This window comes from Mesorhizobium ventifaucium (assembly GCF_935822925.1).
Taxonomy (GTDB): domain Bacteria; phylum Pseudomonadota; class Alphaproteobacteria; order Rhizobiales; family Rhizobiaceae; genus Mesorhizobium; species Mesorhizobium ventifaucium.
On sequence record NZ_CAKXZS010000023.1, the window covers coordinates 23,810 to 43,089 of the forward strand.

17 protein-coding genes and 1 riboswitch are annotated in these 19,280 nt (G+C 63.0%); of the genes, 5 read left to right on the top strand and 12 right to left on the bottom strand.

Features of this window, described 5'->3' with window-relative positions; all coding sequences use genetic code 11:
• Positions 1–39 precede the first annotated feature (39 nt).
• Positions 40–978 carry a lysophospholipid acyltransferase family protein gene (locus NMG70_RS18130; RefSeq protein ID WP_254025821.1) on the top strand — a complete coding sequence of 313 codons (939 nt, stop codon included), beginning with the start codon at positions 40–42 and terminating at the stop codon, positions 976–978.
• A 34-nt stretch (positions 979–1,012) separates the two neighbouring features.
• On the opposite strand, the gene NMG70_RS18135 is transcribed toward NMG70_RS18130, so the two are convergent.
• Positions 1,013–1,978 carry an RgsD C-terminal domain-containing protein gene (locus NMG70_RS18135; protein WP_254025822.1) on the bottom strand — a complete coding sequence of 322 codons (966 nt, stop codon included), beginning with the start codon at positions 1,976–1,978 and terminating at the stop codon, positions 1,013–1,015.
• A 155-nt stretch (positions 1,979–2,133) separates the two neighbouring features.
• Between NMG70_RS18135 and NMG70_RS18140 the strand changes: the two genes are divergently transcribed.
• Positions 2,134–2,718, top strand: a complete 585-nt coding sequence (locus NMG70_RS18140; RefSeq protein ID WP_254025823.1) for a nitroreductase family protein — start codon at positions 2,134–2,136, stop codon at positions 2,716–2,718.
• The gene (locus tag NMG70_RS18145) at positions 2,719–3,327 is read left to right on the top strand and encodes a flavin reductase family protein (protein ID WP_254025824.1); all 609 of its coding nucleotides are present in this window, start codon (positions 2,719–2,721) and stop codon (positions 3,325–3,327) included.
• 13 nt (positions 3,328–3,340) lie between these two features.
• On the opposite strand, the gene NMG70_RS18150 is transcribed toward NMG70_RS18145, so the two are convergent.
• Complete coding sequence (locus tag NMG70_RS18150) at positions 3,341–4,222, bottom strand: HpcH/HpaI aldolase/citrate lyase family protein (protein ID WP_254025825.1); 882 nt, start codon at positions 4,220–4,222, stop codon at positions 3,341–3,343.
• A gap of 3 nt (positions 4,223–4,225) precedes the next feature.
• Positions 4,226–4,702, bottom strand: coding sequence for a MaoC family dehydratase (locus NMG70_RS18155; RefSeq protein ID WP_436798418.1), 477 nt, complete (start codon positions 4,700–4,702; stop codon positions 4,226–4,228).
• Positions 4,703–4,944: 242 nt separating this feature from the next.
• Here NMG70_RS18155 and NMG70_RS18160 point away from each other — a divergent pair, with 242 nt between their 5' ends.
• Positions 4,945–6,066 carry a DUF2336 domain-containing protein gene (locus tag NMG70_RS18160; RefSeq protein ID WP_254025827.1) on the top strand — a complete coding sequence of 374 codons (1,122 nt, stop codon included), beginning with the start codon at positions 4,945–4,947 and terminating at the stop codon, positions 6,064–6,066.
• Positions 6,067–6,122: 56 nt separating this feature from the next.
• On the opposite strand, the gene parE is transcribed toward NMG70_RS18160, so the two are convergent.
• The 8 genes from parE to NMG70_RS18200 all read right to left on the bottom strand — a co-directional run bounded on the left by parE (position 6,123) and on the right by NMG70_RS18200 (position 17,264).
• Positions 6,123–8,174 carry a DNA topoisomerase IV subunit B gene (gene parE / locus NMG70_RS18165; protein WP_254025828.1) on the bottom strand — a complete coding sequence of 684 codons (2,052 nt, stop codon included), beginning with the start codon at positions 8,172–8,174 and terminating at the stop codon, positions 6,123–6,125.
• Positions 8,175–8,410: 236 nt separating this feature from the next.
• Positions 8,411–11,221 (bottom strand): aminomethyl-transferring glycine dehydrogenase, encoded by a 2,811-nt coding sequence (gene gcvP / locus NMG70_RS18170; protein WP_254025829.1) that lies wholly within the window; start codon positions 11,219–11,221, stop codon positions 8,411–8,413.
• A gap of 18 nt (positions 11,222–11,239) precedes the next feature.
• Entirely contained in the window at positions 11,240–11,608 is a 369-nt protein-coding gene (gcvH, locus tag NMG70_RS18175; protein WP_254025830.1) for a glycine cleavage system protein GcvH, read from the bottom strand.
• Between the two features lie 5 nt (positions 11,609–11,613).
• Complete coding sequence (gene gcvT, locus NMG70_RS18180) at positions 11,614–12,732, bottom strand: glycine cleavage system aminomethyltransferase GcvT (protein ID WP_254025831.1); 1,119 nt, start codon at positions 12,730–12,732, stop codon at positions 11,614–11,616.
• A gap of 153 nt (positions 12,733–12,885) precedes the next feature.
• Positions 12,886–12,973: riboswitch (glycine riboswitch) on the bottom strand.
• 268 nt (positions 12,974–13,241) lie between these two features.
• Positions 13,242–14,030 carry a molybdopterin-binding protein gene (locus NMG70_RS18185; RefSeq protein ID WP_254025832.1) on the bottom strand — a complete coding sequence of 263 codons (789 nt, stop codon included), beginning with the start codon at positions 14,028–14,030 and terminating at the stop codon, positions 13,242–13,244.
• 1 nt (position 14,031) lies between these two features.
• On the bottom strand, positions 14,032–14,913 hold the full coding sequence (locus NMG70_RS18190) for a cytochrome b/b6 domain-containing protein (protein WP_254025833.1): 882 nt from the start codon (positions 14,911–14,913) through the stop codon (positions 14,032–14,034).
• 114 nt (positions 14,914–15,027) lie between these two features.
• Positions 15,028–15,711, bottom strand: coding sequence for a DUF1345 domain-containing protein (locus NMG70_RS18195; RefSeq protein ID WP_254025834.1), 684 nt, complete (start codon positions 15,709–15,711; stop codon positions 15,028–15,030).
• A 113-nt stretch (positions 15,712–15,824) separates the two neighbouring features.
• Positions 15,825–17,264, bottom strand: coding sequence for a caspase family protein (locus tag NMG70_RS18200; RefSeq protein WP_254025835.1), 1,440 nt, complete (start codon positions 17,262–17,264; stop codon positions 15,825–15,827).
• 415 nt (positions 17,265–17,679) lie between these two features.
• Here NMG70_RS18200 and NMG70_RS18205 point away from each other — a divergent pair, with 415 nt between their 5' ends.
• Positions 17,680–18,762 carry an autotransporter outer membrane beta-barrel domain-containing protein gene (locus NMG70_RS18205; protein ID WP_254025836.1) on the top strand — a complete coding sequence of 361 codons (1,083 nt, stop codon included), beginning with the start codon at positions 17,680–17,682 and terminating at the stop codon, positions 18,760–18,762.
• On the opposite strand, the gene NMG70_RS18210 is transcribed toward NMG70_RS18205, so the two are convergent.
• Positions 18,759–19,226 (bottom strand): YaiI/YqxD family protein, encoded by a 468-nt coding sequence (locus NMG70_RS18210; protein WP_254025837.1) that lies wholly within the window; start codon positions 19,224–19,226, stop codon positions 18,759–18,761. The genes NMG70_RS18205 and NMG70_RS18210 overlap by 4 nt on opposite strands.
• Positions 19,227–19,280 lie beyond the last annotated feature (54 nt).

Sequence of the window (19,280 nt, forward strand, 5' to 3'; positions counted from 1 at the left end):
ATTTCATACGCTTGTCACGCCAGCCCTGTAACGAGCCTCATGCTCAAGCTGAAGATGCGCGAAAGACCGTTTCCCGAGCTTTCCTATGCCAGCCCGCATCAGCCGGCGCTGACGCGCTGGTTCATCCACTCCATCGAAGGCCTGTCCGGCCGCGATCGCTTCGCGGCGCTCTATGACTTTTGGCGCCGCCATGTGGTGCCGACCGGCGAGCGCGTGTTCAGCCGCATGCTGGAGTTGATCGATGTCGAGGTGCGCACCAGCGGCCAATGGCCGCCGGAAAAATTGCCTGACACGCCGCTGGTGATCGTCGCCAACCATCCGTTCGGCATCGGCGACGGCATTGCGGTGCTGTCGCTGGCCGAGCAGCTGCAGCGCCCGTTCCGTGTTATGATCCACAAGGATCTGCTCAAGATCCGCGAGATGGAGCCCTATTCTCTGCCGATCGACTTTTCCGAGACCAAGGACGCGCTGAAGAACAACATGGCGGTGCGCCATGAGGCGGTGCGGCTGCTGAAAGACGGCGTCATCATCGTCGTCTTCCCCGCCGGCGGCGTCGCCACCGCGCCGAAAGGTTTTGGCCGGGCGCGCGACCTGCCGTGGAAGATGTTTCCGGCCCGTCTCGTCCAGGATGCCAAGGCGTCGGTTGTCCCGATGCACTTTTCCGGCCAGAACGGGCGGCTGTTCCACCTGGTCAGCGGACCTATGAACCTGGCCGAGCGTGACGGTCGCGTGGCGAAGTTCGTCGGCAGGGCTTCGCTGACGCTGCGCACTTCCCTGCTCATCCACGAATTCGCGCGGCTGTCCGGCAAATCGATCGACGTGCACGTCGGCGACGTGCTGGGATGGGACGAACTGGAGCCGGTGCGCGACCGCAAGGCTTTGCTCGAGCGGCTTTACCGGGCTGTCTTCGATCTGGCTCCGGCCGAACAGCGCGGCCGCGGCCAGTTTCTGCCGCGACGCATTCGCAAGGCGGCCTGATCGCCGAAACCCTGTAAGGCAGTGCCCCGACGATTTAGTCGGCGCCTTCTTGGGGATCGATCGCCGAGGCCTCTGTGGCCAGAACCTGGATTTCCTTGTTCTGCCCGGCCACGACGGTAAAATCCTTCTGGTAGATGCGGTCGCGGTTCTTGGCGATGATGGTGTAGTCGCCCTCGGCAAGCACCATCGAAGCAAAGGCGCCGACGGTTTCCTGGATGGGATCGCCGGATTCGTTGAGCAACGACCAGGAGGTGTCGGCGATCGCCTCTCCGCCCGGCTCGCGCACCAGCTTCATGGTCATCTCCGCCGCACGATGCTCGACGGCCGCTTCGGTCAGCTTGCCGGCCTCTACGCGGATGTCGGAGCGGATGACCGCGTTCACCGAGCCATAGGTCGAGACGACGTGGTAGACGCCCGCGTTCAGCCGCACGACGCTGTTCGGCTCGACGTCGGGTATGATCAGGGCGCGATCGTGATTGGGTTCGGCTTGGCCTTCATAGATCGAAAAGCGCAGTTTCTTCGGCGGTATGCGCACCCCGCCTGACAGCACGGCATCGAGCTTGAGTCCTCCGGCATCGAGCACGAGGCTTTCGCGCTTGGCGTCCTTGCCGACGGTGATGCGCTTGGTGGCGCCGGCCCGGCCATAAGAGGCATGGACCAGATAGCTGCCGGGCTCGAGTTGGAACACCGCGCTGCCGCCATGGGCGGAAGCGACCATCGGCAGCTTGCCGTCGCCGGTGGGGTCAGGCTTGAAGACGCGCCAGACGATGCCGCGCGTGATGTCCGCGCCCTTGTCGGTCAATTGCGCCGACAGCGTGATTGCGCCGCTGCTCCCCGATGCCAGCGGTGTCTCACTTTTGGGGGGCGCATAGGTCGAAATTCCGGGAAGTTTCAGATCACCGAGGCCGTCTGCATCCTGAGCTACGGCAAGCGAAACCGGCACCATCAACAGTGCGGCAGCGAGCCAGATCAGGATAAGACGCAATGTCCCCTCAAACATGGCTTGCGTTGAAGCCCAAGGCGGTGGCAATTTCAAGGCTTAAGAGTCTGATCAGATCCTGCTAGAGGCTCTCTGTGCGGCGCGCCGCGCCAATGCCCGAGCCGCCCGATGTCTGATGGTGCGCTTCAGCTCAAATTCCAAGGAGACTTGCGCCCATGGCGTCGTCGATTATCGACTTTCTGCTGACCCGAAATTCCGCGCCGATCCCGGAGTTGAAGGAACCGGCACCCAGCGACGCTGACATCGCGACGATGATTGCCGCCGCCTCGCGGGTGCCGGACCACGGCCGGCTCGAGCCCTGGCGCTTCATCCTCTACCGGGGCGAGGCGCGCGTCGAGATCGGCAAGAAGCTGGCGGCACTTGCCGCACAGCGCGAAGGTCCGCTGCCGGAAGGCCGCCACAACCAGGAACTGGCGCGTTTTTCGCGCGCGCCGCTGGTGATCGGCGTGGTTTCGAGCCCGAAGGAAAACCCAAAAATCCCGCAATGGGAAATGTTCCTGTCCGGCGGCATGGCGGCGATGAACCTGATGCTATCAGCCAATGCGCTGGGCTATGGCACCAACATGATCAGCAACTGGTATTCCGACGTGCCGGAGGGCAGGGCGATCCTGGGGCTGGCGCCGCATGAGCGGGTCGTCGGCTTCATCCATATTGGCACCTACCAAGGGCCGGCGCCGGAGCGGCCGCGGCCGGATCCGGCAAAGCTCTATGCCGACTATGCAGGGCCTTGGGTGGGCTGAATGTTCTACGAGTCGTCTAAAGGTCACGGGCTGCCGCATGACCCGTCCAAGGCGATCGTGGCGCCACGGCCGATCGGCTGGATATCGACGGTGAACAGGGCCGGCGAGGTCAATCTCGCCCCGTATTCCTTCTTCAATGCTTTTTCGACGCGGCCCTTCATCGTCTGGTTTTCGTCCGAAGGCGAGAAGGACAGCGCCACTTTCGCCGAAGAAACGGGCGAATTCGTCGCCAATCTCGTCAGCCGCGATCTCGCTGAAAAAATGGTCCGCACCGCGGTCGATGCGCCGCGCGGCGTCACCGAATTCGACTATGCCGATCTCGCCATGGCCCCGTCGCGGCTGGTTGCGCCGCCCCGCGTGGCGGCGGCGCCCGCGGCGCTTGAATGCCGGGTGACGGAGATCCTGCGGCCAAAGGCGTTGGACGGGACACTGACCAGCGCCATCGTCGTTGCCGGCGAAGTCGTCGGTGTGCATATCGACGATGCCTTCCTGAAAGACGGCATCTTCGATATCGTCAGGGCGGGCAATGTCGGCCGTCTCGGCTATATGGATTATGCCAGCGTCAGCGAGATATTCTCGATGCGCCGGCCTCATTGGGGAAAGGATTAGGGCTGGGGAAGGATCAGGCCGAAATCCCCGCCGCCCTGGCGCGTGCCAGAAGCCGCTCGGCAAGCCGCAGATGCGGCCGGTCGTACATCTTGCCGCCGATGCCGACGACGCCGGGATTTCCAGCCGCCTCGAATGCCTGGACGATCGCCAATGAGTGTTTCACCGCCTCGGTCGACGGCGTGAAGGCAGCGTTGATGACCGGCACTTGCGCCGGATGGATCGCCATCTTGCCGGTGAAGCCGTCGCGCTCGGCCTCGGCGCATTCCGCCGCGAAGCCGGCCATGTCGCGAAAATCCGGGAAAACCGTGTCGATCGCCACGACTTCCGCGGTACCAGCGGCGAGGATGGTCATGGTGCGGGCGAAGCGGAACACATCGGTGTAGCGGCCATTCTCGCCGCGGGCCGTGCGCGCACCGATTGCTGCCGATAGATCTTCCGCACCCCAGGTCACGCCGACAAGCCGCGCACTTGCGTTGGCGTAGGTCGCAGCCGCCAGCACGCCTGCAGCTGTTTCGGTGATGATCGGCAGAATTTTTAACGCACCATCCGGCACCCCGCTTTCGGCCTCGTGCACCCTGAGCTTGGCCGAGAGCTGCTGGACATCCTGTCCGCTGTTCGCCTTCGGCAGCATGATGCCGTCGGGTTTCACTGGCACGAGTGCCGCCAGATCGTCATCCGCCAGGCCGGTCGAGAGATCGTTGATGCGGACATAGATCGCGGACTTGGTCTGATGCCTGTGTCCGGCGATAAAGCGTGCGGCGATATCGCGTGCCAAGGTTTTGTTTTGTGGCGCGACCGAATCCTCGAGATCGACGATGACAACGTCGGCGCCCGGGCCAAACGCCTTGTCCAGCTTCTTTTCCGAATCGCCGGGAACGAACAGCAGCGAGCGCATCGGTCAGGCCGCCTTCTTCATCATCATCGCCTGCCTCGTGCATTTGGCGACGAGCATGTCGTCCTGGTTGTAGGCGCGGTGCTCGAATTCGACGATGCCGCGGTCCGGCTTTGATCTGGAGTTGCGCACCGACACCACCGTCGTCTCGACGCGGATGGTGTCGCCGTGGAAGACCGGATGCGGAAACACCGTCTCCTTCATGCCGAGATTGGCGATGGTGGTGCCGACGGTGATGTCGTTCACCGAAATACCGATCATCAGGCCCAGCGTGAACAGCGAATTGACCAGCGGCTTGCCCCATTCGCTTTTGGCGGCGAAGTCGAAATCGATGTGCAGCGGCTGCGGGTTCAGCGTCATTACCGAAAACAGCATGTTGTCGCTTTCAGTGACGGTTTTCCGCAGCGTGTGCCGGAAGACATGACCGACGACGAACTCTTCCAGATAAAGCCCGGCCATGGTCGATCTCCTCCGGTGCCGCATCGCCTCGAAAATCGGAATCGATTTTTGGAAAGCACGATGCGAAGATTCAAAGTATTAGCGTGCTTTGTGCGTCCGAAAGCGCGCACGTCGCTCTGGGGTTGATAGGCGCTGCATACCGCGCTCGCAAGCAAGTTAACAAACAGGGGCCAGTTAACAAACATGGTGAACCGTTCGTAAACCATTTCTGCCTACGGTCTTCACTGGGGCGGGAACGAACTCGGGCTAGGGGCGTAGCGGGCGGCATGGTTGTTTCGCATTTCCTGAAATGGATCCACACGGCAAGGGTCTCTGAGCGCGCCGCGGCAGCAAGCGCATTGGCTCGCGCCTACATCAATGCCGAGCTGCCTTTTGAGGATCGCTGCGCGGCGGAGGCGGCGCTGACGCTGCTGCTCGACGATGCTTCGTCGAAAGTGCGGCTGGCGATTGCAGAAGCGTTGTCGACGAGCCATCACGCGCCGCTGCAGATCATCAGCGCGCTGGCGTCCGATCAACCGGAAGTTGCAAGCCTGGTGCTGGCACGCTCGCCGATGCTCACCGATGCCGATCTGATCGACCGCGTTGCCGGCGGCCAGAAGGCGATCCAGAAACTGATCGCCGATCGTCCGCGCGTCTCCATGAAGGTCGCCGCGGCGATCGCCGAAATCGGCGAGCCGGAAGCCTGCGCCACGCTTCTCGCCAACAACGGCGCCGACATCGCTTCGCTCAGCTTCCGCCGTATCGCCGAACGCCATGGCCATCTGCCCTCGGTGCGCGAAGCGCTGATATCGGATGCGCGCCTGCCCGCCGACTGCCGGCATATGCTGCTGATAAAACTTGGTGAAACGCTCAAAGGTTCGCCGCTGGTGCTGGCGCTGATGGGCCGTGCCAGAACCGAGCGCGTCATGCGCGACGCCTGCGTCAAAGCTTCCATGACGCTGATCGAAGGCACGCGCCAGGAAGAACATGCGGCGCTCATCGAGCACCTGCGCCTGCGCGGCGACCTGACCGCAAGCTTCATCATTCGCACCATCGCGCACGGCAAGGTCGATTTCTTCGGCTCGGCGCTGGTCGCGCTCAGCCAGCAATCCGAACAACGGGTGAGGGCGCTGCTGGCCGGCGGGCACGACGTGGCGCTGCAGGCGCTGCTCCGCAGCGCCGGCCTTGCCGCGGCCACGCACGCCATCATCCTGCGCGCGCTAAAGATCTGGCGCGAGGTCGCCAATGGCAAGCGCCTCGCCGGCGTCCAGGAAGTCAGCTGGCTGATGCTGAAGGAATTGGGCGGGCAGTCCGCCGAAGGCGATCTCGCCGGATTGGTCAAATCGATCCACCTCGAGGCGCTGCGCGAAAACGCGCGCGGCCATGCGCTGGCGATCGCGGCGGCTTAGACCTTATCCTTCACGAAAGAAATCCGGGAACTCCGCATTCACGCTAGCTGGTTAGCTCAGATGTCCAGCACTTCCGTCTCGGCGAATTCCGCGCGTTCCTGGATGAAGCGGAAGCGGGCTTCCGGCTTGGTGCCCATCAGCGCGTCGACCGCATCCTTGGTCGCCGCCTCGGCGTCGATCACGTCGACCCTGAGCAGTGTGCGCTTTCTCGGGTCCATGGTGGTTTCCTTGAGCTGGGCGGCCATCATTTCGCCCAACCCCTTGAAGCGGCCGATTTCGACCTTGCCGCGCCCGTTGAACTCGGTGCGCAGCAGTTCGTCCTTATGCGCATCGTCGCGGGCATAGGCGACCTTGCCGCCTTGGCGGATCGAGTAAAGCGGCGGCACCGCCAGATAGAGATGGCCGTCGCGGACCAGGCTCGGCATCTCCTGATAGAAGAAGGTGATCAGCAGCGAAGCGATGTGGGCGCCGTCGACGTCGGCGTCGGTCATGATGATAACCCGGTCGTAGCGCAGATCCTGATCGCGGTATTTTGACCGCGTGCCACAGCCCAGCGCCTGGATCAGGTCGGAAATCTGCTGGTTGCCGGCAAGTTTGTCGTTGCCGGCGCTGGCGACGTTGAGAATCTTTCCGCGCAGCGGGAGCACTGCCTGGCTGGCGCGGTCGCGTGCCTGTTTTGCCGAGCCGCCAGCCGAATCGCCCTCGACGATGAAGAGCTCGGCGCCGGCCGCGGCATTCTGCGTGCAGTCGGCGAGCTTGCCGGGCAGCCGCAGCTTGCGCACCGCGCTCTTGCGCGAGACTTCCTTTTCCTGGCGGCGGCGCACCCGCTCGTCAGCACGCGCGATCACCCATTCGAGCAGCTTCGAAGCTTCCTGCGGGTTGTCGGCCAGCCAGTGATCGAAGGGATCGCGGATCGCGGCCTCGACGATCCTGATCGCCTCGATCGTCGCCAGCCGGTCCTTGGTCTGGCCGACGAATTCCGGCTCGCGGATGAACACCGACAGCATGCCCGCCGCCGAGATCATGACGTCTTCCGAGGTGACGATCGAAGCACGTTTGTTGCCGACCAGCTCGGCATAGGCGCGCAGGCCGCGCGTCAAGACGTTGCGGAAGCCGGCTTCATGGGTGCCGCCTTCGCCGGTCGGAATGGTGTTGCAGTAGGAATTGAGAAATCCGTCGCCGCCGAACCAGGTCACCGCCCATTCGAGCGAGCCGTGGCCGCCTTGCCTGTCGCTCTTGCCGGCAAAGATTTCGCGGGTGACCTGGAATTCGTCACCGAGCGAGGCCTTCAGATAATCCTTGAGGCCACCGGGAAAATGGAACTCGGCCTTGGCCGGCGTCGTGTCCTTCTCCTTGATCAGCGACGGGTCGCAGGTCCAGCGGATCTCGACGCCTCCGAACAGATAGGCTTTCGAGCGGGTCATGCGGTAGAGCCGCGCTGGCTCGAACGCCGCCCCCTTGCCGAAGATCTGCTCGTCGGGATGGAAGCGTATCCTGGTACCGCGCCGGTTATGCACCTCGCCGAGCTGCTCCAGGCCGGTCACCGGAACACCGCGCGAAAAGCGCTGGCGATAGAGCTGGCGGCCGCGCGCGACCTCGACCTCGAGATGGTCCGACAGCGCGTTGACGACGGAGACGCCGACGCCGTGCAGGCCGCCCGAGGTCTCGTAGACCTTGCTGTCGAATTTGCCGCCCGAATGCAGCGTCGTCATGATGACTTCGAGCGCCGGCTTCTTGAATTTCGGATGCGGATCGACCGGAATGCCGCGGCCATTGTCGGCCACCGCCAGATATCCGTCGGCCGAAAGCTCGACATCGATGAAAGTCGCGTGGCCGGCGACCGCCTCGTCCATCGAATTGTCGATGACCTCGGCGAACAAATGGTGCATCGCCTTGTCGTCGGTACCACCGATATACATGCCGGGCCGCCGCCGCACCGGCTCCAGCCCTTCCAGAACCTCGATGTCGGCTGCACTGTAGCTCTCGCTGCCGTCGCGGGATGGCGGGCGCTTCGCCGCTTGCACCAGCGGGTCGGCCGGGCGCGCGGTGGCGCGAACCGGTTGCGGTCGCTTGTCCAAATTGCCGAAAAGATCGTTGCTGTCGTCCATGCCGGTCCTGGATTGCGATGCTGCGAATCACCACCCGATACTGCCACGCTTTTTGCGGGCAGGCGACGGAGGTTCCTGTTACGTTCGACGATGGAGCCTCTTACCGCAAAACCATCCGGCAACCAAGCGGCGTAAATGGGTCGAAACTCCGGCCTTCAGGGGTTTGCCGCATCGTGCCACCCTCATTGCGTGTGCGCGGGAAATGAAGGGGCAGTCTGCCTCGCAGTCGGCTGGTTCTACTCCGCCGCCCCCAGATATTCCGACAGCGGCGGGCAGGAGCAGACGAGGTTGCGGTCGCCGGCGACATTGTCGATGCGCGACACCGGCGGCCAGTATTTGGCTGAAGTGTCGGCATCACCGGCCGGGTAGGCCGCCTCCAGCCGCGAATAGGGATGGGTCCACTGGCCGGCCAGCGCCTCGGCCGCGGTATGCGGCGCATTGACCAGCGGATTGTCGGCCAGGGGCCATTCGCCTTTCGCCACCTTGGCTGCCTCGCCCGATATCGCGATCATCGCCTCGCAGAAGCGATCGAGCTCGCTTTTGGGCTCGGACTCGGTCGGCTCGACCATCAGCGTGCCGGCGACCGGAAACGACATGGTCGGCGCATGGAAACCATAATCGATCAGCCGCTTGGCGATATCGTCGACGCTGATGCCGGAGTTCTCCTTGAGCACGCGGGTGTCGAGGATGCACTCATGGGCGATGCGATCGTGCCTGCCCTTGTAGAGCAGCGGGAAGTGCGGTGCGAGCCGCGTCGCCACATAGTTGGCGGAAACGATCGCCGTCTCGGTCGCCTGCTTCAGGCCCGAAGCGCCCATCATGCGGATATACATCCAGGTGATCGGCAGGATCGACGCGCTGCCGAACGGTGCAGCCGACACGGCATGGCCCGAGCCTTCGCTGACGTGGCCGGGCAGAAACCGTTGCAGATGCGCCTTGACGCCGATCGGGCCGACGCCGGGACCGCCGCCGCCATGCGGGATGCAGAAGGTCTTGTGCAGGTTCATGTGGCAGACATCGGCGCCGATGTCGCCGGGGCGGGCGAGGCCGACCAGGGCGTTGAGGTTGGCGCCGTCGAAATAGACCTGGCCGCCATGCTCGTGAATGAGGGCGCAGAGGTGGCGCGCGCCTTCCTCGTATACGCCATGCGTCGAGGGATAGGTGAACATAAGTGCGGCGAGATTCTTGGAATGCTCATTGGCTTTGGCACTCATGTCGTCCATATCGATATTACCATCCTCGGTGCAGCGCACGACGACGACGCTCATGCCGGCCATCGCCGCACTCGCCGGATTGGTGCCATGCGCCGATGACGGGATCAGGCAGACGGTGCGGTGAGCTTCGCCGCGCGAGCGGTGATAGCCGCGAATGGCGAGCAGCCCGGCATATTCGCCTTGGCTGCCGGCATTGGGCTGCAAGGTCACCGCGTCAAAGCCGGTGATTTCCGCCAGCCAGGCTTCCAGCTCGTCGATCATGGCGCGATAGCCTGCCGAATGCCTAGCCGGCGCGAATGGATGCAGATTGGCGACGCTTGGCCAGCTCACCGGCATCATCTCGGCGGCGGCGTTGAGCTTCATCGTGCAGGAGCCGAGCGGGATCATGGCGCGGTCGAGCGCCAGATCCTTGTCGGCCAGCCGGCGCAGGAAGCGCATCATCTCGGTTTCCGAGTGGTTTTCGTGGAAGACCGGCTGGCTGAGAAACGCCTTGCCGCGCGGCTTTCCGGGCATGGTGCTGCCGGCGACGGAGCCTGCCTTGGCGCCGAAGAGTGCTGCTATGGCGTCCAGATCGGCATCGGTCGAGGTTTCGTCGAAGCTGATGCCGATGTGGTCGGCGTCGATGACGCGCAGCAAGCGGCCGGTCTTTTCAGCAGCGGCGGCGATTGCACCGGCTCTGCCTTTCACTTCCACCGTCACCGTGTCGAAGCGGCTGGCGCCAAGCACTGAAAGTCCTGACGCCGTGAGACCGGCTGCCAGCCGGTTGGCCAATGCATGAATTCGGCCGGCAATCGCCTGCAGTCCGGCAGGGCCGTGCCAGATCGCATAGGCGGTCGCCATGTTGGCGAGCAGCGCCTGCGCGGTGCAGATGTTCGAGGTCGCCTTGTCGCGGCGGATATGCTGTTCACGCGTCTGCAAGGCGAGGCGATAGCCGGGCCGCCCCTTGCTGTCGGTGGACTGGCCGACAAGGCGGCCGGGCATCAGCCGTGTCAGCCTGTCGGAAACGGCGCAATAGGCAGCGTGCGGCCCGCCAAAGCCCATGGGCACGCCGAAGCGCTGCATCGGGCCGACGGCGATGTCGGCACCAAGCGCAGCCGGCGCGTCGGTCAGCGTCAGGGCGAGCGGATCGGCAATGAAGACGACCAGCGCGCCGATGGCGCGGGCTTTCTCGATTGCCGCCCTGTGGTCGCCATAGATGCCAAACGTATCGGGCCAGGAGACCAGCAGAGCGGCTGTGTTGTCGTCGATGGTTTCGCCGTCGACCTCGATGCCGAGCGGCTCGGCGCGGGTGCGCACGACGTCAAGCGTCTGCGGATGCGGCGTGCCGGCCAGCGCCACCTTGGTCCGCTTGTCGCGGTGGTGGCGTAGCGCGATGCCGACCGCCTCGGCCACCGCCGTCGCCTCGTCGAGCAACGAGGCCGACGCGACCGGAAGCCCGGTCAGTTCGGTGACCAAGGTCTGGAAATTGAAAAGCATTTCGAGCCGACCCTGGCTGATCTCGGCCTGGTAGGGCGTGTAAGCCGTATACCAGGCCGGGTTCTCGAATAGGTTGCGCTGGATGACCGGCGGCACGTGGACGCCGTGGTAGCCGGCGCCGATGAAGCTTTTCAGAAGAGTATTTTTCGCCATTGTCGCTGAAAGCTCGGCCAGCGCCTCCGCTTCGCTTGCCGGGGCCGGCAAGGCCAGCGGCCGGTCGAGCCGGATCGATTTCGGCACAGCCTGGCTGATCAGCGTCTCGACCGACGGAACGCCGATCGTCGCCAGCATGGCTCTGACATCATTGAGGCCAGGGCCAATATGGCGGGCCGAGAAGGGGTAGGGTGCTGCAGTCATCTTCCTGGTCCTGCTCTCTCAACCAATATGGGCTTTGTAGGCGGTCTCATCCAGGAGACCTTCGAGTTGGCTTTCATCGGCCAGCTTCATCTTCCACAGCCAGCCGTCGCCGGTCGCCGCCGAATTGACCAGGGAGGGATCAGACGAAAGCGCGGTGTTGGCCTCGGTGATCTCGCCGTCGACCGGTGCATAGACGTCCGATGCCGCCTTGACCGATTCGACCACGACGGCCGTGTCGCCCTTGGCCAGCTTTTTCCCAAGCTCCGGCAATTCGACGAAGACGAGATCGCCGAGCTGTTCCTGCGCGTAGTCGGTGATGCCGACGGTGGCGATACCGCCTTCGACGCGGAGCCATTCGTGATCTTCGGTGAAATAGGTCTTTGCCATGAAGTTCATCCTTTGCGGTAGCGATGAGGCGTGAAGGGCAGGGGATTGATATCGACCGGTATTTTGGTCCCGCGAACGTCGGCGAAGAGTTCTGCGCCAGGTTTGGCCAGCGACGCCTGGACGTAGCCCATGGCGACCGGATGGGCGGCCGAGGGGCCGAAGCCGCCGGAGGTGACGTGGCCGGCGGGATTGCCGTCGGCATCGAAAAGGGCTGCACCCGCGCGCACCGGCTGGCGGCCTTCCGGCTTCAGGCCGACGCGTTTCTGCGCCGGGCCGCGCTCCAGGATCGCACGCAATGCGTCGGCGCCGATGAAGGCGCCAGAGGCGCGAACCTCCTTCGGGATCGCCCACATCAGCCCGGCGCTGGCCGGGTCGATCTCAGGCGTGATGTCCAGTCCGTGCAGGCACAACCCTGCTTCGAGCCGCAGGCTGTCACGGGCGGCCAGGCCAACCCACATCACGCGCTCGTCCTCGATCAATTTGGCGACGAGATTTCGCGCGCCCGCTTCCGGCAGGCCGATCTCGAAACCGTCTTCACCGGTATAGCCCGAGCGGCTCATGAACCAGTTTTCGCGCGGCTCGAAGCCGTGCATGAACAGCAGCGATCCGGTTTCGATGCCGGCGCGCGACAGGGCGGCCCAGGCTTCGGGGCCCTGGATCGCCAGGAAGACGCGGTCGAGTGCTTCAATCTTGGCGTCAAACTCCCCGTTGGCATCAAAATCCAGGGCAAGCTGACGAAGGTGTTTTTCGTCGGCTTCAGCATTGCCGGCATTGGCGACGACCAAGAAGCGTTGCCGGCCGAGCCTAGTGACGATCAGATCGTCGATGATGCCGGCGGCTTCATTGAGAAAGAACGTGTATTTGGACTGGGAAATCTCAAGCGCGCCGGCGTCGAACGGGCAGGCACGATTGAGCAGCGCTTCAGCGCCCGAGCCACTGATCTCGAACAGCTTCATGTGTGAGATGTCGAACAAGCCGGCATGTTCGCGGGTATGAAGGTGCTCCTTCATCACGCCGGCCGGATAGGTGAGCGGCATCGACCAGCCGGCGAACGCGCCAAAGCGCGCACCGGCGGCCACGTGCAGGTCTTCGAGGGGAAGGTGTTTGGTGTCGTCGCCCGTCATGTCGTCTCCAGAGTCGCACGCAATCGGCCGCGAATGGCGACCAGTCCGTGCCCCTCTGTCTGAAGCCTGAGAGACTCGCGCCCCGTAACTCTGTCGGCAGCGCTTACACCTTCGGCGCGGGGCGAATAAAAACCCCGACTTTCCAGAGTGTCTTTCCCGTCTACGGTTCTTTTTGCCTGAGAGATTTCGGGCGATTTCCCCTTCGGCGGCAGCTCTCGCTGCTCTCTCCCGCAAACAGGTAGGACTCGATTCGAGCCCTCGACTCGTCATCCATAGCCTGTCGGCGACACCTTGTCACCTGCCAGCGACGGCGCAATCTTGCCTTCTCCCCTTGTGGGCCCGAAAGGCGGGCGAGGCCCGTGACTCGCCCCGGGCGGTGGATCGGCGCGCAGCGCCGAGACGGTTGAGGGGAAGGATCGCCGTCGGTGCTAAGCTGGAGCACCCCTCATCCGACCGAGCTTCGCTCGGCCACCTTCTCCCACAAGGGGAGAAGGGATAGCCGGTTTCGATCAGATGCCGCCGTACCAGTCGTAGCCATTGTCCTCCCAGTAGCCGCCTCTGCCGCCGCCGATAGCGGCGAAACTGTCGACCAATTCGATCCGGCGGAGATACTTTGGCATCTTGTAGCCGATCTGGCGCTCGACGCGGACGCGCAGCGGCGCGCCGTTCTCGACCGGCAGCGGCTTGCCGTTCAGGCCATAGGCAAGGATCGTCTGCGGGTGACGGGCATCGATCAGGTCGATCGAGCCGTAATATTTGATGTCGCCGGACAGGCTGCGGTCGATCGTGTCGAGGCAATGGAACATGACGTAGCGCGCCTGCGGCTTGACCACCGCCTGATCAAGCACCAGCGACAGCGGCGTGCCGGTCCATTTGGCGATGCAACTCCAGCCTTCGACGCAGTCGTGGCGGGTGATCTGGGTGCGGCTTGGCATGTTCATCAATTGCTCACGGGTCAGCGACAGCGGCTTTTCGACAAGGCCAGAGATCTCGAGGCGCCAGTCAGCGAAATCGTTGGCGAGCAGGCCCTTGTAGACATCGTCGTCCGGCGCGGTGACGCCGTTCGGCCGCTGCGGCTGGCGAATGTCGGCCTCGGTGAATTCCGGCGCCAGCGAATCGCCGGCGAGCAGCCGCTGCGCGCGCCAGGTCAGGCCGTTGGCGCCTTCAAGGAAACTGCGCAGGCCGTCGCCGACGCCAAGCTGGCTGTCGAAGGCATCGCAACCCGACAGCATGATGCCGGAGATGCCTAGGCTGGCCGAGGTCAGGAACTTTCTGCGGCTGATCACAAACTTAGGCATCTCACGCATCCCTCTGCGGCGTCTTGCTGCCATGCGCCGGCGGATCGGTCCGGGACCAGCCGGTGATGATGGAACGCAGCTCGTTGATCGGCCCGGCGGCGAGGATCATCAGCATATGGATGATGAAGAAGGCGACGAGCAGCAGCATCACGATGAAATGGATTGTCCGCGCAGTCTGGCGTCCGCCGAGCAGATCGTTGAGGAACGGCAGCGCCGCGTTCATGCTCGGCGACATGGCAAGGCCGGTGATGATCATCAGCGGCAGCAGCACGAGCATCACGCCGCCATAGGCCATCTTCTGCAGCGTGTTGTATTCACGCGTGTGGTGGAATTTGAGCCTGGCGTGGTCCACGATGTCTCGCGGCAAGCGCCTGAGATCGGCGATGCGCGGGACAAGATCGCGGCGCAGATGACCATTGATCAGGCTGGCGATCAGCCAGACGACCAGTGTCGTGGTCAGTATCCAGGCGAAGAAGAAATGGACGACGCGGGCGGTGCCGAGGTCGTAGTAGGAGGGGATCGTCGCCCAGGACGGGAAGGCGCGCGACGTCTCGCGACCCGCCGGCCCCGACCAGCCGAGCACACCGGTTGTGTCGAAGCGCTTGCCGAAGATTTCGGTGTAGCCGCGTGGGCCGTTTGCGGTGTTCTCGGCGCCGATGGCGAAGATCGTGTTGTTATATGCGAATCCCGATTCCTTGCCGATATAGAGCTGGGGGCGGGCGTTGAAGATCTGCAGGCCGGAAAGCAGCATGAAGAACAGCGAAATGGCCCAGAGCCAGTGCGTCAGCCGCGTCCAGCGCGACTGCCGGTAGATCAGCGTTGCATCCTTCGGCGCGGCAGTATGTGGCCCGACGGCGGATTGGCTCCTGGCAACCGATTGCATTTTTTCGTGTCCTTCCGGCCGTTCAATCGGCCTTTCCGATCGTTCTCCTCCCAATACGCTGCCAGCCAAAGCGATGTTTCATCCGATCACGGAATTATTACGGCCTGCCCGATACTACTGGCTCCCGAAACTGACGGCGAGGTTGACCGCGGCGGCGACGATCACTGTATTGAAAAAGAAAGACACGATCGAATGCAAAAGCACGATGCGGCGCATTTGGGTGGTCGAGACCGCGGTATCGGAGGTCTGCGAGGTCATGCCGATGGTGGCCGAGAAGTAGAGGAAATCCCAGCCGTCCGGCTGCTCCTTGCCGGGAAACAGGAGGCCGCCGACCGGCTTTTTCTGCTTCGCTTTGCTGCCCGGATCGGTCTCTTCGTCGTTCAGCCAGTAAACATGTGCGTAGTGCAGCGCGGTCATGGCGTGGATGGTGAACCAGCCGAGCGGGATCGACAGCAGCGCGAAGGTGAGTTCGACAGGGTGCGCGCTGCCCTCGCGATTGATCATTTGGAACAACGAGATTACGGCGACAGCGACGACAATCAGCGTCACCGCAAAGATGACCAGCACCGGCTGGTCGGTGGCGCGGGCATTCTTGCTCAGATAGCGGCCGGTGAGCAGCGGCATCTGGGCGACGACGATGGCGGTGTAGGCGGCGAAAAACGCATTGGCGCCGATCGAGAAGGCGAGCGGAGTGCGCAGGACCAGCGCGATCGCCAGTGCCACCACACCGATGCAGGCCGACACCGCGAACTGGATGTGGCGGTGCTGTGGGTTCTTCAGGGGCAGCTCGGTCGTCATGGCCCGGTTGTCTTGAGACGTGCAAACGACATTGTAGCACTTCTGAAGTCTGCGCATGCCTGCGCCACTCTCCGCGAGGATCGGCTCGCCATAGGGGAAACACATCAAACGCTCTAGAAAACGCCGCCGATCCCAATGCCGCCGCTGATGTCGGGCGGCGGTGCAGCCGGACGCGAAGATTGCTGCTGCGACCTTGCGGCTTTTCGGCTGCCGGCCGCCTTGCGCGCCGGAGCCGCCTCCGATGCCACCTTCGCCGGCTTGATCTTCCGCACGACCACCGGATCCTTGCAAACCCGCCCGGAGTGCAGGAACAGGTCGCTCAGGAGCTCAACCGTGGGCTCGGTCGCGGATGCGGTTCTCGCGGTGTTCTTGTAGTAGTTGGTGAGCGCGCGCACGGAGCCCTTGCCCCAACTTCCGTCCACTGTCATCCGGTAACAGCCCAAGCGTCGCAATTCGGTCTGGATGCTGCGCGCGAGATCGGTCGCTTTTTTGGAATCCGTTTCAGTCGCCGAAGTACCGACGATCAGCGCTTCAAGTCCGGAGACGATACTCTGCCTCGCCCCCTCAAGGCTGGCGACCTGCGTGCCGGCGGGCTTGGCCGCAGCGTCGGGCAAGGGGGAAACCTCGACCGAACGCAATGTCTGGCCAACGATCAGCACGGCCGTCTGCAGGTCGTTGGAAGCGAGCTCGACCTTCAACCTCTCCTTGGCGGCAGGATCGGCCAGGATGCGCGACAGGCTGGCGCTGAGCTGGGCCGGGTCGAGCACTTGCTGCTCGGTGAAGTAAAACTGCTCGCGAAGGTTCGACTGGTCCCAAGGAACTTGACGACCGATGGTGATTGCCTCGGTCTCGTTGCGCACGCGGATCATCATGTCCGAAATGCTGAGCCCGGGAATCTCGACGTTCTTTAGCAATGCCGTGGTGAACGGGCTGTTGTCGCCCGAGCCGTCGACAGCAACGTTGCCAGGCTGTGTTGCAAAGGCAATGAACGTGTTTTCACCGACTTCGATCTGCGCGAGGCCGTCCATGGCGCTTGGGCCTTTGCCCATCGGGTTGTTACGACAGGCATCAAGAAACACGAAGGTCTGCCTGTCACGGCTGGCAAATCTCGAAATCACCTCGTTGAGCTTGACCGCGCTCCCAATCAACTCCTGCAGGCTCTCGGCGCTGGGCGTATCGACCGGCAGAAGATAGTTCTCGCCCCCGAGTTGCACGCCGTGGCCCGCGTAGAAGATGAGGACAGCACTGGCGCTTGCCAACTTGCCCTCGGCTTGTTTGAAAAGCTTGGCAAACCCGTCGGACGACAGGTTGGTCGCCGTTAGCACATCGAATTTCAGCCTCTTCAGGCTTTCAGAGATTCTGGCGGCGTCGTTTGCTGCATTGGCCAGTTGCGGGAGACGGGCGCCCCGGTAGTCGGAGTTGCCGATGACGATCGCGAGCCGCTTGCTCGGCTGTGGCGACTGGCTTTCCTCGACCGCGGCTTGAGCGCCGAGGGATCCGACAAGTGAAACCAGCAGGACCACAGCAATGCGCAGGAGGAGACGGTAGCTCATGGCAAGGGCTCGTTTCGGCGCGTGACATCGTCAAGTCGCCGAAGCGTCCGCCCGACTGGCGCCGTTCTGCTCATGCGCCGGAACCGCTATCTCCGAAGACCGCCGCAATTTTTACACCAGAACCCATATCAAAGGAAGCGCAAGGCGCGACCCGCCTGCGATCTGGCCGAACTCGGTTTCCCTGAAGATGCCTCGGGGTCCAGCCGGAAGGTAGCCGCCGCAGCCATTTCGGTCCGCCGGAAGCGGTCCACTCGAAATCATATCCACGGCAGAGATAATTTGTTATGCTCCTACCGGCGCTGGCTTAGTGTTGCACCCGCATCTACTGCAGTCAGTGATGCTTTTCATAGCTCAACTGCGCATTGCATGTCCTGATATTTGAGCCAGACGACACAAGTAGCAGGGGAAGGGGACAATGAAAGGCAGGAGTTGGCGATTGCGCCTGTGCGCGAGTTCAATTTCGATTGGTGCTGCCTTGGTTTTCCTGCCTTCGAAGGCAAACGCCTGTATCGAGGTCAGTGAAGGGGACATCTCCCTGCTGCCGGGTTGCTATGGCGGCGTGACCGTCAATAGCGCGATCGTCGACACGTCTCTGGATGCGCTTCTCAAATTGTCTGACGACATCATCCAGGCGGGTGTCGTCGACCCCGCAAACGCAGCTTTGCCGGCCCAGTCTTCACCGTTCGGCGTCTTCGCTTCCGGCCAATTAGCCCACACGGAGCATGACGGCTTCATCGTTTCGAACGATTCGGACGTCTTTGACGGACCGAGTTTCGACGTCGATGAATTTTCCGCTGCCGTCAGTGTCGACTTCAATGCGGCAAAGCACTTCGGGTTCGACAGCAAGCATGGTTTGAACCTGGGGCTGTTCGGCGGTTATGCCTCGGCTGACGTCAATGCCGACGATTTTGGAGTTGGAGACGCGACCAACAGAAGCGGGATGTTCGGCGGCTATGGGCTTTATCGTCGCGGCACCAGCTATGCTCTTGTGGCCGCGTCGGCTTTCCTGGGCAACACGGACGTCAAGGAAAATGACGGCAGCTACAACACGCAAGGCTACGCCATAACAGGGTCGATCGGCCGGATCTTCAACTTGACCGATCGCGTGCGTTTCGATCTTCGCGGCGGACTGTTGGGTGTTACCTTTACCGGCGACGCATACAGGGACGACTCCGGCGCTGAATTTGGAAAGAGCCGTTTATCGTTTGGCGCGATCAAGTTCGACCCTGGGGTTTACGCGGATTATCAGCTCGGAAACGGCATGGTCATCAGCCCCTACGCGCGCGCGGATCTGCAGCAGCGTTTCGGCTATTCGAACACGGCAAGCGTTTCTGGTCTGAAGAGCAATTTTGAGGATGCGGACTTCTCGGTTGCGCTGTCCTCCGGCTTCAATCTGAAGATGTCTTCATCGACAACCGTCAGCACTGAAATTCGCGGCAAATTGTCCGATGACAGTTCAACCGTCAGCGGCAAGCTGGGCCTCAAGATCGCGTTCTAATCCGGTGCGGCGGATTTCAGCGCACGCCGCAAGATGCGGTCGAGCTCGCCGAGAAACCGCGAGCGGTCCTGCGGCGCGAAACTGGCGTTGTAGCCCTTGCTTTCGCCGGTCTCGCGCAGGTGCTGCTTGAGGTCGCGCATCGCCACCGCCATGCCGATCGTTTCGGGCGTGAACGGGCGTCCGGTCGGCCCAAGCACATGGGCGCCGAGCGCCACCGTGCGGGCGGCAAGCGGGATGTCTGATGTCACAACGATGTCGTTGGGCTTGGCATTGTCGACGATCCAGTCGTCCGCCGCGTCGGCGCCTTTTGACACGACGACGTTGCGGATCATCGGATCGTGCGACGGGCGCAGGCCGCCATTGGAGACAAAGGTGACGACGAGGCCGTGGCGCTCGGCGACCTTCTCGACCTCGGCCTTCACCGGACAGGCATCAGCATCGACGTAAATGGCGGGTGCGGGCATGGTTCGTTCCAGCGCGTATGAAGCCGGGCGATTTCGCCAGGTCTTTACGATGAT

Coding starts and splice junctions, on each gene's coding strand:
- NMG70_RS18135 (WP_254025822.1), bottom strand. CDS start 1,978: ATGTTTGAGGGGACATTGCGTCTTATCCTGATCTGGCTCGCTGCCGCA.
- NMG70_RS18210 (WP_254025837.1), bottom strand. CDS start 19,226: ATGCCCGCACCCGCCATTTACGTCGATGCTGATGCCTGTCCGGTGAAG.
- NMG70_RS18130 (WP_254025821.1), top strand. CDS start 40: ATGCTCAAGCTGAAGATGCGCGAAAGACCGTTTCCCGAGCTTTCCTAT.
- NMG70_RS18160 (WP_254025827.1), top strand. CDS start 4,945: ATGGTTGTTTCGCATTTCCTGAAATGGATCCACACGGCAAGGGTCTCT.
- NMG70_RS18205 (WP_254025836.1), top strand. CDS start 17,680: ATGAAAGGCAGGAGTTGGCGATTGCGCCTGTGCGCGAGTTCAATTTCG.
- NMG70_RS18145 (WP_254025824.1), top strand. CDS start 2,719: ATGTTCTACGAGTCGTCTAAAGGTCACGGGCTGCCGCATGACCCGTCC.
- NMG70_RS18190 (WP_254025833.1), bottom strand. CDS start 14,913: ATGCAATCGGTTGCCAGGAGCCAATCCGCCGTCGGGCCACATACTGCC.
- parE (WP_254025828.1), bottom strand. CDS start 8,174: ATGGACGACAGCAACGATCTTTTCGGCAATTTGGACAAGCGACCGCAA.
- NMG70_RS18200 (WP_254025835.1), bottom strand. CDS start 17,264: ATGAGCTACCGTCTCCTCCTGCGCATTGCTGTGGTCCTGCTGGTTTCA.
- gcvT (WP_254025831.1), bottom strand. CDS start 12,732: ATGACGGGCGACGACACCAAACACCTTCCCCTCGAAGACCTGCACGTG.
- NMG70_RS18195 (WP_254025834.1), bottom strand. CDS start 15,711: ATGACGACCGAGCTGCCCCTGAAGAACCCACAGCACCGCCACATCCAG.
- NMG70_RS18140 (WP_254025823.1), top strand. CDS start 2,134: ATGGCGTCGTCGATTATCGACTTTCTGCTGACCCGAAATTCCGCGCCG.
- NMG70_RS18185 (WP_254025832.1), bottom strand. CDS start 14,030: ATGCCTAAGTTTGTGATCAGCCGCAGAAAGTTCCTGACCTCGGCCAGC.
- NMG70_RS18150 (WP_254025825.1), bottom strand. CDS start 4,222: ATGCGCTCGCTGCTGTTCGTTCCCGGCGATTCGGAAAAGAAGCTGGAC.
- gcvP (WP_254025829.1), bottom strand. CDS start 11,221: ATGACTGCAGCACCCTACCCCTTCTCGGCCCGCCATATTGGCCCTGGC.
- NMG70_RS18155 (WP_436798418.1), bottom strand. CDS start 4,702: ATGCGGCACCGGAGGAGATCGACCATGGCCGGGCTTTATCTGGAAGAG.
- gcvH (WP_254025830.1), bottom strand. CDS start 11,608: ATGGCAAAGACCTATTTCACCGAAGATCACGAATGGCTCCGCGTCGAA.